Below are 14,737 nucleotides of genomic sequence, written 5' to 3'. Positions count from 1 at the left end.
AAAATTAAATAAAGTCTAAGCGATAATTTTCAGGTTTACCTTGACCTTAAATACCTTAGACACTCAAAATGATGATAGTTTTTTAGTACATGACCAGTAAAGGCGAACATTTAATGAACCAGTCTGATGATTTAGAATACCAACTTGATACTTTAGCCATTCGTACCGGACATACTCGTAGTTTTGAAGGTGAGCATGGCGAACCGATTTTTTTGACATCATCTTTTGTATATGAAAATGCAGAAGAAGCTGCAGCAAAATTTTCTGGTCAAGTTCAAGGAAATATCTATTCTCGTTTTACCAATCCGACTGTATCGATGTTCGAAAAACGTTTAGCAGCTTTAGATGGTGCTGAACGTGCTGTTGCGACAAGCTCAGGAATGGGCGCGATTTTGTCAGTTACTATGGCATATCTCAAAGCGGGTGATCATGTTATTTGCTCAAGAGCAGTTTTTGGTTCAGTTGTTGCTTTGTTTGAAAAATATATTGCCAAGTTTGGTGTAGATATTACATTTGTCGATTTATGTGATTTGGACGATTGGAAAAACGCAGTACGTCCAGAAACTAAACTTTTATTTGTTGAGTCGCCGTCTAATCCTCTAGCCGAGATTGCAGATATTCAAGCACTTGCAAATATTGCTCATGCGAATGGCGCATTACTTGCGGTTGATAACAGCTTCTGTACTCCTGTTTTACAGCAACCATTAAAGTTTGGGGCCGACCTTGTCATTTACTCTGCGACTAAATATTTAGATGGGCAAGGGCGCGCATTAGGTGGTGCTGTTGTCGGTAATCATCAGTTATTAGAAGAAGTTTTTGGTGTTGTCCGTACACTTGGACCATCAATGAGTCCATTTAATGCATGGGTTTTCTTAAAAGGCCTAGAAACTTTACGCTTACGTATGAAGGCACACTGTGAGAGTGCTCAAATTCTTGCAGAGTGGTTATCTACTCATGAAAAAGTAGAAAAAGTTTACTACGCTGGTTTACCAACCCAAGAAGGTCATGAACTTGCCGCTAAACAGCAAACTGGTTTTGGTGGGATTGTTTCTTTCGTTGTTAAAGGTGAACGTGAAGGTGCTTGGAAGGTTATTGATAATACTAAGTTTATTTCGATTACTGGTAACCTAGGTGATGTGAAATCAACAATTACCCATCCTGCAACGACTACACATGGCAAACTTTCTGCTGATGCAAAAGCTGCGGCCGGTATTCAAGAGGGTTTAATCCGTGTATCTGTGGGCTTAGAAGATATTAACGATATTATTCGTGATATCTCACGTGGTCTTGATCTGATTTAATTATCCTTAAACCATCTCTTTAATTGAGATGGTTTTTATATTTAAATGTTACTCAAATTTCAGAATTACAATAAAAAAACTACATTTTTGTTTAAATGAGGGGTAAGAGTACAAGGTATAAAGACTGTAAATTTAATTAAAAGAAATGTGAGTTTTAAAATGCTTAAGCCTATTGCTATTGTCGTTGTAGTGGGGGTAATCGGGGTAGTTGGATACAAATTGCTGACGAAACCGAGTCAGCACCCAGTGAATGAGACAACTTTATTGATCAACAATGCAGAGAAGTCTGTTCAAGAAGCAGATAAATCTATTCAAGAAGCAAATACCTCCTTTAAGAAAGTTCCCTTAAGTGAATATAAAACAATTGATAAAGGTCTACAGGCATCTCAATAGTGCTATGAGTTTTTACAAGACTTTAATGTATGCCATCTAAATATTTAGGAAGTGTACCTAAGTATGAGCATGTTACTCATGTCGCTACGTAAAATAGAGCTAGAGATACTGATAGAAAACATTAGCCTATTGTGTCAGAATTACGGATTAATTTGAGTTCAATGCACTAATCTGTATGTATTTTAATCGCATAGGTTGGTTCAATGAGATTAAGTTTTTATAAAGTATTACCAGATAACGCATAATACTTTAAAGATTTGATAGAGATACGGAGTAAAGTTATGAATATCAATATGCTCATGCAGCAAGCGCAGCGCATGCAAAAAGATATGGAAACAAATATAAAAAAGGCGAAAGAAGAGCTTGCTCAAACTGAAGTTCATGCAGAAGCTGGTGGCGGTTTGGTTAAAGTAACCATGACTGGGCGCTATCTTGTAAAACGTATCGAAATTAACCCTGAATTACTTCAAGATGAACCAGATATGATTGAAGATTTGATTGCTGCAGCGGTAAATGATGCTGTACGTCAAGCAGAAGTTATTTCTGAAGAAAAAATGCAAAAAGCGAATTCTGGTATGGGCTTGCCACCTGGCTTAGCGGGCATGTTCTAAGGAAATTCTGTGTTTAGCGATAGATTTGAACAACTCGTTCAAGCTTTACGTATATTGCCTAGCGTTGGTCCGAAATCGGCTCAACGTATGGCATTACATCTTTTGATGAAAAATCGAGAAGGTGCGTTTGCATTAGCCCATGCTTTACATGAAGCTTCAAGTTATATTCATGAGTGCAGCGTTTGCCATTCTTTAACTGAACATGAAATTTGTGATATTTGCGCCTCAACTGAGCGAGAAGATCAACTATTGTGTGTGGTTGAATCACCAGCAGATGTAATGGCGATTGAGCAAAGCGGAAGTTTCCGTGGTAAATACCATGTTTTAGGTGGGCATCTATCACCTTTAGATGGTATTGGTCCAGAAGAAATTGGTATTCCTTATCTGATTCAGCGTTTAAGCCAAGGCAAAATTGAAGAAGTGATTCTGGCAACAAATGCGACTGTAGAGGGACAGGCAACCGCTCATTATTTGGTAGAAGCGACTAAGCATTTACCTATACAAATGACACGTATTGCTCAAGGTGTACCGCAAGGTGGTGAACTTGAGTATGTAGATAGCCATACCTTAAGTCAGGCAGTTCATAATCGTATGAGAATGAAATAAGCATTTCGATGCTTGTTTCATTGATGTCATATAAAATTGAATTAGATTTATTAATTTAGTTATAAAAGATGAATGTTATTTTGTCTTTAATTAAAAAAGTTTAAATAAAATATGAAAGCCCATAAGAATGAAAAAGATCTTATAGATTTTAAACAATGAATATTTGGAGTTAACTTTAAAAATATAAATAAAAGATCAAAAAGTTATCTATTTTCGAAAAATTGTTCAAAAATAGAGTATTCATAAAGGTTTAAGTGGTAATTTCCTACTTCTATGTTATATATACCAGAGTTCTAAGCACTCTTTGCATTTACTTGAGAAAGCATGTTTCAGTTTATCCAACAGCAAACCGATTTGGTTGATGTTCTTCAAAAAATGGATCAATGTTCGATATATGGACTTGATACAGAATTTATTAAGGTTGACACACTCTGGCCTAAACTTGGAGTATGCCAAGTTAATGTAAATGGCGATGTCTATCTGTTGGATGGTGTTTCATTAGATCTAAGTCAGTTTTGGAAAAAAATATTTCTCGCTCAGCAGAACATTTTTCATGCATGCGGGGAAGACATTGATTTAATCTATCATTACGCTGATCAAGAAGATCTGCTTAATGTGTTTGATACTCAAGTGGGGCTTTCTTTCTTGGGCCATGGGCTGCAAGTAAGTTACCAAGGTGCGTTGAAGCTTTGCCTCGACATTGATATTGAAAAAGATCAAACAAGATCTGATTGGTTAGCTCGACCTTTATCGCCTCAGCAACTTTGTTATGCGGCAAATGATGTTCTATATATAATGAAGTTAGCTCACCATATTCAAGAACAGCTTAAGCAGAAAGGGCTTTATGATTACGTTCTTGAAGATTGTAGTAGTTTAACTAAAGAAATTATTAGTGAAACACCGACAGAGTTTCTTTATACCGATGTTGGTAATTATCGTCATTCGCGCCGTCAATTGATGCAACTGCAAAATTTAAGTGAATGGCGCGAATACATTGTTAAAGCAACGAATCAGCCACGCAGTTTTATTCTTAGAAACTCGACCATGATTGATATGGTTGAAAAGAATCCACGTAATAGTTTTCAACTCTCGCAAGTTAAAGATATTTGCCCAAATGTAGTTCGTGAATATGGAAAAACTATTTTAGAATTACTTAAAGATTTACCGATTGAAAGTGAATGGCCAACAAGAATTGCCAAACCTTTTAAAGTAACATCTAAAGAAACTTTGCGTAAAATGGATATGGTACTTGCCCATGCAATAAGTGAGACGTCTATTCCTAAAGAAGTATTGCTTAGAAAGAAATGGCTAAATGCAATTCATCAACATGTTCTTTCTCAAGGGGATGAACAAGATTTGCCTGATTATCTTTTGGGTTGGCGTTACGAGCTATTAACTCAACCATTAATTCAGTTATTTCAAGAAGAAAAACAAAGTCTATCCATTTAAAATGATGTGACAGTTAAAATTTAAAAGCTCATCTTCGTGATGGGCTTTTTTAATGAAGAGTAATGAATAATTTAAATTGAGTAGTTTTTATTTATAAATAATAGATATTCAATATTAATAGTTAATAAAGTAAATGTTTATATTAGCTATATTAAATAATTAACCTTATTAAAAAGCTAGTAAAGTGATGGGTTGAAGTAATTTTAATTTGTAAAATTGATAATGAATTAAATTAACTTCTTCAATGAGAAAAATTCAATTGATTAAACATACAGGTCTGTATATTCTTGGTTGTAAGAAAAACAATTTCAATATAAATAATATATAACTATAAGTTTGTTTCGGTGCAGAAATAAAAAAGCCAACCCAATTGGGTTGGCTTTTTATTTTTAATCATACAATTCAGTTAAAAAGTCAGTAGGTTATTAAATTTTAAAAATTAAGGACTCATATTTTACGAACTTTCTGTATATGAAGCGGAAAGTTCAGCTACGAGTTTCTCTGCTTTTTGAAAAGCATTTTCTAAAGATTTTAGATGTCGTGCATCTCCAAATTCTTGATATTCTGAAGCAATTTCATAAACTTTCTCTACGCCTAAATATTTGCTGAGCGTGCGAAGGTGAGGTATCAGATGATTCATGTGATGGCGGATGCCTTCTTTCTCAAAACCAAACTCTCCACTAGAGGTGATAATGATTAAAATTTTTCCATATAGAAGCGGTTGTAAAGGAAAGTCTCCTCGAGCAAGGTCAAAATCAAATGTTTTATTAATCCGAATAATTTGGTCAAACCATGCTTTAAGTTGAGCAGGCATACCATAATTGTACATAGGGGAAGAAATTAAAATGATATCTGAACTCGAAACTTCCGCTATTAACTGATCTGATATAGATAAAACATTACATTGAGCTTGAGTTCTTTTATTTTCAGGTGTGAATACAGCATCAATCCAGTCTTGAGTAATAAATGGTGGCGGATTCATTCCTACATCACGATAGATATACTCATCTATAGCCAGTTGCTTTTTCCATGAGCTGACCAATCGGCTGGCAATATTTTTAGAAATCGAATTATGGTTTGGATTGGGGTTAATCGCAGCTCTTACACTAGCATCTATATGTAATATTTTACTCATCATAAATTCCAAAAAAGTTAAGATTTAATTTATTTTGAGTTTTAAAAGATAAGTAGACAAACGAGAAAATTACATTTATAGATGAGTTTAGATCATCTATAAATATAAACTTTGGAGAAAGCATGCAAGTCTCTTTGCAAGCACTTAAGGCATTTGAATCAGCCGCTCGATTGGGGAGTTTTAAATTGGCTGCTGAAGAACTTTCGCTAACACCAACTGCGATTTCACATCATATTACTAATTTAGAAAGCAGATTAAATGTTGATTTATTTCATCGACAAGTAAGAAAAATAACGCTTACAACCACCGGAGAGAGACTTGCTGGGGCAATTTCTGAAGGGTTTCGTAAAATTGAAGATGCATTAGATGAAATAACAGTAAATGGAAATGTAGTGAGAGTGGCTAGTACATCTTCACTCGCTGCAATGCTGTTAATTCCTTCTATAAATGAATTTTATCAATTGCACCCCGATATCTCAGTTGAATTCTCTACAGGCGAAGCTTTAGAAAGTCATTTATATACATTGCCTATTCGATATGGTGATGTATCTTCAGTACCAGCTAAAGATGTCCTTAAATATGAGTCTTTTAATGTATTTGGTGCATCTAAACTTGCTCTGACCAAAGATGCGAGTGAGCCAATAACGTTATTTACCACAGAATGGAAAAATAAAGCATTACCAAGTCCACCATTAGACACATGGCTTAAGGTGAATGGATGGGACCAAAAGAGGGTGATAATTAAGAAATTTGATCAGGAAATTTTTGGCATACATGAGGCTTTATCTGCCAATGGATTAGTATTTTGTTCTGCTACACTTACCCATAGGTTCATTAAGGCGAATCTTTTACAGGAGTTTAAAACCAAACCCATTCAATCCGAGCTGTGTTACTACATTCCAAATAAGGAAGATTTTAAAAATAGAAATGCGAGAAAATTTATTGAATGGGTAGAAAGTTTATTCAACCAGTAAACTTATATCTTTGATTGGTTTTAACTACACAACACTAAAACTCATATAGCCTTTTTATGCTATAAACTTAGATAAATTAATAATTAGAGAGATAAATATGCTTAACAACTTTAATGCTGAACAAGCTCGTCAAAATGCTAAAAACTTTAAAATAAACCAAGACGTCATATTGGAAAAAATTTTAACTGGTACTGAGTCTGAATCTAAGGAGGGAAAGAGAAAAGCAACTTTCTGGTTTCCTGTTGATGCTATAAGCCCTGATCATCTTACTCTGGTTGAAGAGGAGCTTAAAAACAGAGGGTTTAATGTCTCAACTGATATTGAGCACTCTGGTACCACGATCACAATTGAAATAAGTTTCTAATTATCGTTGTGTTTTAACCAAACCATCCTTAAAACAAGGATGGTTTTTTTTGTTGCATGATTTTCTGTGATTTAGAGGAAGTAAATATAAATTTATTTACAATTAAATTTATATTAATCAGGATATTATTTGACAGACTCCATCTTCTTCTGTAGCTTTACTTTTTGAGTGGAATATGGATATGAACTTCCAAACAATACTTTTATCTTTCAAAAATCAATCTACTGGTACAGATGCATTTAAAGATTTAAAAAATGCTTGTGAACAGTCTCTTAAAGAATCTCAAAATACAAAAGAAAAAGCAGCCGTCTATTTAATCTATGGTTTTGCGCGTAGCTACGTGATCTTATATGAAGATGAAGCAGTAACGTCTGAATTTGCCAACACCTCTAAGTCTACGCTTATAGACTACATGGAATGTTTAAATGAAGCTCTATTAAGTCAAAATGATAGCGCTATTTTGAATGCCTTAAATCAAGTAAGCGATGACTATATAAAGAGCTCTCGAGTTTTCTAAACACTATTAATTTATTTTTGATGAAAATACTTCTTTAGCCCAAGCTAAAGAAGTATTTAATGTTTGTTTTAGTGAGACTTTTTCTTACCGCCACCATCTTGTTTATTGACAGTAGACCATGCAATTCGTTCAGCTTCTTCTTGAGAATGACCTCTATCTACTTCACTCTCAACAATATGTTTAGCCTGACGTTTTTGCTTTGCTGTGTAAGCTGTTTTATCACCGCGAGGCATAAGTTCATCCTCCATATCTATCATTAAGATACTTAATATTTAAACATGCTGAGAATTTAAACCAGTTAAGTAATGTCTCCCAATGTGTATTAACTAGTTAGAAGTTTTACCTAAATGTGAATTTGAAAAGGTAATAAATCACTTTAATATCATAAATTTCATAGTATTAATGTGTGCAAGTATTAAAAATAGATCACAAAAAGTACTCAGTAACGAACATTTTTTCTTTTTTCCTAAAAATTGTTTTTATTTTATTAAAGTTGAAAATTAGGTTTAGTGTTTAAAATCAAATATTTATTAATTTGTTGTGAAAGCGAATTTTTATCTGGAACAAAGTTATTATCGACCTTAATCAATGTTGTAGGTTAATATTTCCCAAGAATTAAAAAAACGACTGATGCGTAAACAAACCTGCGTGTGTGAGTCGTTTTTTTTCATGTATGCTGTCCTTAGTTCAAGAGTTGATTTGAAATGCACTGTGATATTTATAGATCGAGCAAAAAAGATGAAATGTACATGTATATTGCTCGTCCAAACTATCCTGACGATGCGGAACAAGCTGATCCGTTTGAAAATGTTCCTGAAGCTGTTTTACAAGCGTTTGGTCGTGCAACGTTTGTCATGCATTTAGAATTAGCTCCAACACGTAAATTGGCGCGTGCTAATGTTTTACATGTTTTAGACTCATTACAAACAAAAGGTTTCTTTATTCAGATGCCACCAGAAGGGTTAATTAACCCAAATGCGGTTGAACCAGAGGGCTTACGTGGTGCGTGAAGATCAAACTGGAATAATGAATCAATTATTCTCTTTTTTGGATGTTGTTCCTGAAGGTGTTATTGCTTTAACAGCTTACGGAATAGGCGCTATTATTGCTTTATGGTGTTGGTGGCGATTAATGCGTCGCCTTCCTACAACTTTTGGTGCAATTAGCTGGCTTATTGTATTTGCTATTTTAGTTACCCCAACAGTGTCTGAAGGACCAAATGCATCGGTAGCACCGGCTATTTTTGGACTTCTATTTGGTGTTTTAACCAAAGATAGCCCTCTAATTTGGTCAAATTTATCTTTAATTCTGTTTGTAGTTGGTCTAGGTTTGGTTGTTGGCTATTGTTGGTCAAAATATTCAACAAACAAAAGCATGCGTTCCATCTAACCATTGAAATAGAAAAATAAGGTCTTTACATGTCTGCTGATACCCAACATTTTACCGGTACAGATCAATATATCGCGACTGATAGCCTTAAGCTCGCTGTAAAAGCAGCTCGTGCTTTACAAAAGCCTTTACTAATTAAGGGTGAACCTGGCACGGGTAAAACTTTACTTGCTGAACAAGTAGCACAAAGTTTGGGTTTAAAACTGATCACTTGGCATATCAAATCGACAACCAAAGCGCAGCAAGGGTTGTATGAATATGATGCGGTTTCTCGTTTACGAGACAGCCAGTTGGGTGATGATCGAGTTTACGATATTAAGAACTATATTAAACCCGGTAAACTGTGGGAAGCTTTCACGAGTGAAGAGCGTTGTGTTTTGTTAATTGATGAAATTGACAAAGCCGATATCGAGTTTCCAAATGACTTGCTGCATGAACTCGATAAAATGTCTTTTTATGTTTATGAAACCAATGAAACAATTACGGCAACACAGCGCCCAATTGTAATTATTACTTCGAATAATGAAAAAGAATTGCCAGATGCTTTCTTGCGTCGTTGTTTTTTTCATTACATTGAGTTTCCAGATGAAGCTACAATGCGAGAAATCATTGCTGTTCATTTCCCAAATATCTCTGCAACACTAGTAAACGAAGCTTTACAGGTTTTCTTTAAACTACGTGAAATCCCTAATTTGAAGAAACCACCATCAACCTCTGAGTTAATTGATTGGTTAAGCTTGCTCATGGCAGATGATATGCCAGAAGATGTATTACGCAATCGAGATACATCAAAAGCGATTCCACCTTTATATGGTGCACTGATCAAAAACGAGCAGGATGTGCAACTCCTCGAACGTTTGGCTTTTATGTCTCGACGTTAAAGGAGGGAATAACCCATGTTTGTGCGGTTATTTTACACCTTACGTAAATACGGTGTTCCAGTTACAACTCGTGAACTCATTGACTTAAACCGTGCTGTGAATGAAGGCTTAGTTTTTGCTGATCAAGAAGAGTTTTATCAACTTGCTAAAACAATTTTAGTTAAAGATGAGCGCTTTTTTGACAAGTTCGATCGTGCCATGAAAGATTACTTTGATGGCATTGAAACCTTTGATCTGGATGAGTTACTCAAGCAAGTTCATAAGTTGCCAAAAGACTGGTTTGATTTAGAACTTCTAGAAAAGCATTTAACTCCTGAACAACGGGCAGAACTCCAAAAAGCAGGTTCCTTAGAAGAACTGATGAAAATGCTGGAAGAGCGGTTACGCGAACAGCATAAAAAGCATCAGGGTGGTAACCGCATGGTGGGTACTGGTGGTACTTCACCTTTTGGAGCCTTTGGAGATCATCCAGAAGGCGTCAGAATTGGTGGACCAGGGCGTAAACGTTCGGCAGTTAAAGTCTGGGAACAGCGTAAATATCAAAATCTGGATGATGACCAAGTTCTTGGTACTCGCCAAATGCAAATTGCTTTACGACGCTTACGTAAATTTGCGCGCCAAGGTGCAGCCGAAGAGTTGGACGTTGACGGTACAATCCGTGAAACAGCTAAGCAAGGTATTTTAGATGTTCAAATGGTACCTGAGCGTCGAAACCGAATAAAAGTGCTGATGTTGTTCGATGTGGGCGGTTCGATGGATGCTCATATTGCACAATGCGAAAAACTGTTTAGTGCCGCTAAAAGTGAGTTTAAGACACTCGAATATTTCTATTTCCATAATTGTCTCTATGACTATGTCTGGAAAGATAACTACCGAAGAACAGCAACCCGTATGAACACATGGGATCTGTTTCACACCTATGGACGCGACTATCGTGTAATTGTAGTGGGTGATGCCAGTATGGCACCGTATGAGTTGAAATCGGTGGGTGGCTCGGTTGAATATATGAATGATGAAACAGGCGAGGTTTGGTTACGTCGCCTACGTCAACATTTTGATAAAACAGCGTGGTTAAACCCTGAAACAGAAGGGTATTGGCATTACACTCAAACCATTGGTTGGATTAAAGAGATTTTTGAAAATCATATGTATCCAATGACGCTAAAAGGCATTGAGGATTTGACGCGTTACCTTTCTCGATAAGCTTAATAACTTTAATAATTTTAAAAAGAGGGATGATATGCAACATCAAATTAACGGTATTGCTTTGCCGAATGAACAAGGATTTTTTGGTGAATATGGCGGACAATTCATTCCTCCACATTTAAAAGAAGCAATGGATGAAATTAATGTTGCCTATGAAGAAATTCGCCATACAGCTGAATTTCAAAATGAACTATCAGACCTCTTTACGAATTATGTAGGCCGTCCAAGTCCGTTATTTCATGCGAAGCGTTTGTCTGAACAGTTAGGTGGCGCACAAATTTACTTAAAACGTGAAGATTTGAACCACACTGGTGCCCACAAAATTAATCACTGCTTAGGTGAAGCTTTACTTGCTAAATATATGGGCAAAAAGAAAGTTATTGCTGAAACAGGTGCTGGTCAGCATGGGGTCGCTTTGGCAACCGCTTGTGCATTAGTAGGAATTCCCTGTGAAATTCACATGGGTCAAGTCGATATCGAAAAAGAACATCCAAATGTGGTCAAAATGAAAATTTTGGGTGCTCATTTGGTGGCAGTTACACGTGGTACAGCAACATTAAAAGATGCTGTAGATAGTGCATTTGAAGAATATTTAAAAGATCCTAAAAACTTTATATATGCTATTGGTTCTGTTGTAGGTCCACATCCATTCCCTAAAATGGTTCGCGATTTTCAATCGATTATTGGCAATGAAATTAAAGATCAAACACATCAGCGATTTGGAAAAAGTCCAGATTATGTTGTGGCATGTGTAGGTGGTGGTTCAAATGCAATAGGTGCATTTACTGCATTTTTAAATGACTCAGACGTAAAACTTGTTGGGGTTGAGCCAGCTGGACATGGTTTAGAAACCAATATGCACTCAGCAACGCTAACTTTAGGTAAGCCAAGTCAAATTCATGGTATGGCGTGTTATGTGCTTGAAAATGAGGCTGGTGAACCTTTACCCGTGCATTCTATTGCCTCAGGACTAGACTATCCAGGTGTTGGGCCACAACACAGTTTTTTAAAAGATTTAGGTCGTGTTGAATATAGCACTGCAACTGATCAAGAATGTTTAGAGGCTTTTATGACACTTTCTCGTGTTGAAGGCATTGTTCCTGCACTTGAAAGCTCACACGCTGTCGCATGGGCAATTCGTGAAGCACCAAAACTGCCGAAAGAAACCATGATTGTGGTGAATCTATCGGGCCGTGGAGATAAAGACTCTGATTATGTTGCCGAAAAGCTTAAGCTTTAAGCCGACTAAACTCGAAAAGCGGTCAGTATTTAAAGGCCGCTTTTTTTATTTTAAAAATTTAAATCCATCTCTAGTTAAAAGTTCATTATTTCTTAATTAAAACAAAGTATTCTGATTTTAACGTGTGATTGTTAGAGATCGGCATGTAAAACTCTTGTTCACAAGGCAAAGCGTTGCTTTGCTGTACCTCACTCAGTAGAATAGTCACTTTGCAAAATTTGCCTTTGGAGACGCCTAAGTGGAGCGACCGACGATTAGCCCTGAAAATTTACAGGAAGCGGCTGAAAATTTATCAACAATTCGAGATTTTATTCGTTTTGGGGTATCAGCATTACGTCAACATGATGCACATTTAGGACAAGGTACTGAAGATTATTTTGCAGAAAGCTGTGCATTAGTTTTACAAACCTTATCTCTTGAATGGTCAGCAGACGCAGAGATTCTAGATGCGAAGTTATTACCAAGCGAAAAAGCAGAATTTTTAAGCTTATTGGAACGTCGTATCAATGACCGTATTCCAACATCTTATTTATTAAATCTTGCTTATTTCTTTAATAAGCCATTCTATGTAGATGAGCGTGTACTCATTCCACGTTCACCAATTGCAGAATTAATTGAGCAACGTTTTGCACCATATTGTTTAGATGAAAATGGTCAAATGCGTGAAGCTCTTAATAATTTGCCAGAAAATACAAAACCTAAAACTCCACAACGTATCTTAGATATGTGTACAGGTTCTGGATGTATTGCGGTTGCTTTGGCTTATGCATATCCAGACGCTGAAATAGATGCAACTGACATTTCTAAAGAAGCTTTAGAAGTTGCTTCAATTAATACTGAACACCACAATAAGCAATATCAAGTTGCATTACTTGAATCTGACTTGTTTGCCAAGATTCCAGCTGAAAATCAGTATGATTTGATTGTAAGTAATCCTCCATACGTTGATGCTGAAGATATGGCTGACTTACCAGAAGAGTTTTTACATGAACCTGAACTTGCATTGGCAGCAGGCCAAGATGGTTTAGATTTAGTTCGTAAAATGCTTGCACAAGCGGCAGATTACTTAACTGAAGATGGTCTTATTGTCATTGAAGTAGGTAATTCTGAATGGTCTATGCGTCAGAACTTTAATACGATTGATTTCAACTGGCTCACTTTCCAAAAAGGTGGTTCAGGTATTTTTGCTTTGACTGCTGAACAATGTCGCCGTTATAGAAAACTATTTGAAGAGCAAATATAAGGAGTTGGGCATATGGCAGGGAATAGTATTGGACAACTCTTTCGTGTAACCACTTGTGGTGAGTCTCATGGCGTTGGCTTAATGGCAATTGTTGATGGTGTGCCACCAGGCCTTGAGCTAACTGAAGAAGACTTGCAAAAAGATCTTGATCGTCGTAAACCGGGAACTTCTAAATTTGCGACTCAACGTAAAGAGCCAGATCAGGTTAAAATCATTTCAGGTGTTTTTGAAGGTAAAACGACAGGAACACCAATTGGTTTATTGATTGAGAATACTGATCAGAAATCAAAAGATTATGGCAATATTGCCCAAACTTTTAGACCTGGCCATGCCGACTATACATATACGCAAAAATACGGTTTCCGTGACTATCGTGGCGGTGGCCGTTCAAGTGCTCGTGAAACTGCTATGCGTGTTGCAGCGGGTGCAATTGCTAAAAAATATTTGGCAGAAAAATTTGGCGTCTTGATCCGTGGTCATGTTACTCAAATCGGCAATGAAGTTGCCGAAAAACTGGATTGGAATGAAGTTCCGAATAATCCATTTTTCTGTGGTGATGTAGATGCTGTTCCACGTTTTGAAGCTTTGGTGACTTCTTTACGTGAACAGGGAACAAGCTGTGGCGCGAAGCTAGAAATTTTAGCTGAAAAAGTTCCTGTAGGCTGGGGTGAACCTGTTTTTGACCGTTTAGATGCTGATATTGCTCATGCGATGATGAGTATTAATGCGGTTAAAGGGGTAGAAATTGGTGATGGTTTTGCAGTTGCGGGACAGTTTGGTCATGAAACACGTGATGAATTGACCAGTAATGGCTTTTTAGCGAATCATGCTGGTGGGATTTTGGGTGGTATCTCAAGTGGTCAATCCATTCGAGTTGCTATTGCACTAAAACCAACAGCAAGCATTACGACACCAGGTAAAACGATTAATTTAAATCGTGAAGATACCGATGTGTTGACTAAAGGTCGTCATGATCCATGCGTAGGTGTACGTGCAACACCGATTGCAGAAGCAATGCTAGCGATTGTTTTAATGGATCACTTCCTACGCCATCGCGCTCAAAATGCAGATGTTATTCCGCCATTTGCGCCAATTGAACCTTAATCATATTTTTTGATTATAGTACATAAAACCCCGTATTTAATTTAAATATGGGGTTTTAATTTTTTATTACACTGAAGTTTGATTAAATTTTAAATTATTGTCTTGTCTTATAATATTTATATAAATATAATATTCTGCGATTTATTTTTGAATATATTCATCTGTAAAATCAGCAATTAAATATTGTTAATTTTTACTACACCAGATTTTTATATTTATCAAATAAAGTTAATTTAATCAAATTGCTTTTATATAAGCTTACTACACATTTAAATTTTTATTACTTTAAACAAAGAATTTTCAAAGTCATCATTGAAATTGGGG

The 14,737-nt window shown here is 36.1% G+C and carries 17 protein-coding genes; 15 read left to right on the top strand and 2 right to left on the bottom strand.

Annotated elements, in window-relative coordinates; genetic code table 11:
- The first annotated feature begins 113 nt into the window (after positions 1-113).
- The 5 genes from AOLE_RS10415 (at position 114) to AOLE_RS10395 (ending at position 4,360) form a co-directional block, all read left to right on the top strand.
- A complete protein-coding gene (locus AOLE_RS10415; protein WP_023274246.1) occupies positions 114-1,301 on the top strand; it encodes an O-succinylhomoserine sulfhydrylase in 1,188 nt (395 codons plus the stop codon).
- Between the two features lie 159 nt (positions 1,302-1,460).
- Positions 1,461-1,694 (top strand): hypothetical protein, encoded by a 234-nt coding sequence (locus tag AOLE_RS10410; protein WP_013198012.1) that lies wholly within the window; start codon positions 1,461-1,463, stop codon positions 1,692-1,694.
- A 281-nt stretch (positions 1,695-1,975) separates the two neighbouring features.
- The gene (locus tag AOLE_RS10405) at positions 1,976-2,305 is read left to right on the top strand and encodes a YbaB/EbfC family nucleoid-associated protein (protein ID WP_005304937.1); all 330 of its coding nucleotides are present in this window, start codon (positions 1,976-1,978) and stop codon (positions 2,303-2,305) included.
- Between the two features lie 9 nt (positions 2,306-2,314).
- Positions 2,315-2,911: a recombination mediator RecR gene (gene recR, locus AOLE_RS10400; RefSeq protein ID WP_004792557.1), complete on the top strand. Its 597-nt coding sequence runs from the start codon at positions 2,315-2,317 to the stop codon at positions 2,909-2,911.
- Positions 2,912-3,235: 324 nt separating this feature from the next.
- Positions 3,236-4,360, top strand: coding sequence for a ribonuclease D (locus AOLE_RS10395; RefSeq protein ID WP_013198011.1), 1,125 nt, complete (start codon positions 3,236-3,238; stop codon positions 4,358-4,360).
- Positions 4,361-4,814: 454 nt separating this feature from the next.
- Here the strand turns inward: AOLE_RS10395 and AOLE_RS10390 are convergent, their stop codons facing one another.
- Positions 4,815-5,498: an FMN-dependent NADH-azoreductase gene (locus tag AOLE_RS10390; RefSeq protein ID WP_081399154.1), complete on the bottom strand. Its 684-nt coding sequence runs from the start codon at positions 5,496-5,498 to the stop codon at positions 4,815-4,817.
- 119 nt (positions 5,499-5,617) lie between these two features.
- Between AOLE_RS10390 and AOLE_RS10385 the strand changes: the two genes are divergently transcribed.
- The 3 genes from AOLE_RS10385 (at position 5,618) to AOLE_RS10375 (ending at position 7,350) form a co-directional block, all read left to right on the top strand.
- Positions 5,618-6,469: a LysR family transcriptional regulator gene (locus tag AOLE_RS10385; protein WP_013198008.1), complete on the top strand. Its 852-nt coding sequence runs from the start codon at positions 5,618-5,620 to the stop codon at positions 6,467-6,469.
- Positions 6,470-6,566: 97 nt separating this feature from the next.
- Positions 6,567-6,833 (top strand): hypothetical protein, encoded by a 267-nt coding sequence (locus tag AOLE_RS10380; protein WP_005304955.1) that lies wholly within the window; start codon positions 6,567-6,569, stop codon positions 6,831-6,833.
- A gap of 181 nt (positions 6,834-7,014) precedes the next feature.
- Positions 7,015-7,350, top strand: a complete 336-nt coding sequence (locus AOLE_RS10375; RefSeq protein ID WP_013198007.1) for a hypothetical protein — start codon at positions 7,015-7,017, stop codon at positions 7,348-7,350.
- 68 nt (positions 7,351-7,418) lie between these two features.
- Here AOLE_RS10375 and AOLE_RS10370 read toward each other — a convergent pair whose 3' ends face one another.
- Complete coding sequence (locus tag AOLE_RS10370) at positions 7,419-7,583, bottom strand: hypothetical protein (protein WP_002113596.1); 165 nt, start codon at positions 7,581-7,583, stop codon at positions 7,419-7,421.
- Between the two features lie 471 nt (positions 7,584-8,054).
- On the opposite strand from AOLE_RS10370, the gene AOLE_RS10365 reads away from it, so the two are divergent.
- From AOLE_RS10365 to aroC, 7 genes are all read left to right on the top strand, one after another.
- Positions 8,055-8,360 (top strand): YcgL domain-containing protein, encoded by a 306-nt coding sequence (locus AOLE_RS10365; protein ID WP_005304960.1) that lies wholly within the window; start codon positions 8,055-8,057, stop codon positions 8,358-8,360.
- Positions 8,353-8,739, top strand: a complete 387-nt coding sequence (locus tag AOLE_RS10360; protein ID WP_013198006.1) for a hypothetical protein — start codon at positions 8,353-8,355, stop codon at positions 8,737-8,739. The genes AOLE_RS10365 and AOLE_RS10360 overlap by 8 nt, the downstream gene beginning before the upstream one ends.
- Positions 8,740-8,768: 29 nt before the next feature.
- Positions 8,769-9,620 carry an AAA family ATPase gene (locus tag AOLE_RS10355; protein ID WP_002113662.1) on the top strand — a complete coding sequence of 284 codons (852 nt, stop codon included), beginning with the start codon at positions 8,769-8,771 and terminating at the stop codon, positions 9,618-9,620.
- A 15-nt stretch (positions 9,621-9,635) separates the two neighbouring features.
- Positions 9,636-10,823, top strand: a complete 1,188-nt coding sequence (locus AOLE_RS10350; protein WP_013198005.1) for a vWA domain-containing protein — start codon at positions 9,636-9,638, stop codon at positions 10,821-10,823.
- Positions 10,824-10,860: 37 nt separating this feature from the next.
- A complete protein-coding gene (gene trpB / locus AOLE_RS10345; RefSeq protein ID WP_013198004.1) occupies positions 10,861-12,066 on the top strand; it encodes a tryptophan synthase subunit beta in 1,206 nt (401 codons plus the stop codon).
- Positions 12,067-12,304: 238 nt separating this feature from the next.
- Complete coding sequence (gene prmB / locus AOLE_RS10340) at positions 12,305-13,309, top strand: 50S ribosomal protein L3 N(5)-glutamine methyltransferase (protein ID WP_013198003.1); 1,005 nt, start codon at positions 12,305-12,307, stop codon at positions 13,307-13,309.
- Between the two features lie 12 nt (positions 13,310-13,321).
- The gene (aroC, locus tag AOLE_RS10335; RefSeq protein ID WP_013198002.1) at positions 13,322-14,413 is read left to right on the top strand and encodes a chorismate synthase; all 1,092 of its coding nucleotides are present in this window, start codon (positions 13,322-13,324) and stop codon (positions 14,411-14,413) included.
- The last annotated feature ends 324 nt before the right edge of the window (positions 14,414-14,737 follow it).

Origin of the sequence: Acinetobacter oleivorans DR1 (assembly GCF_000196795.1) — a bacterium.
Taxonomy (GTDB): Bacteria; Pseudomonadota; Gammaproteobacteria; order Pseudomonadales; family Moraxellaceae; genus Acinetobacter; species Acinetobacter oleivorans.
Note: the sequence above shows the minus strand (reverse complement) of the source record. Positions and strands in the feature narration are given on the sequence as shown.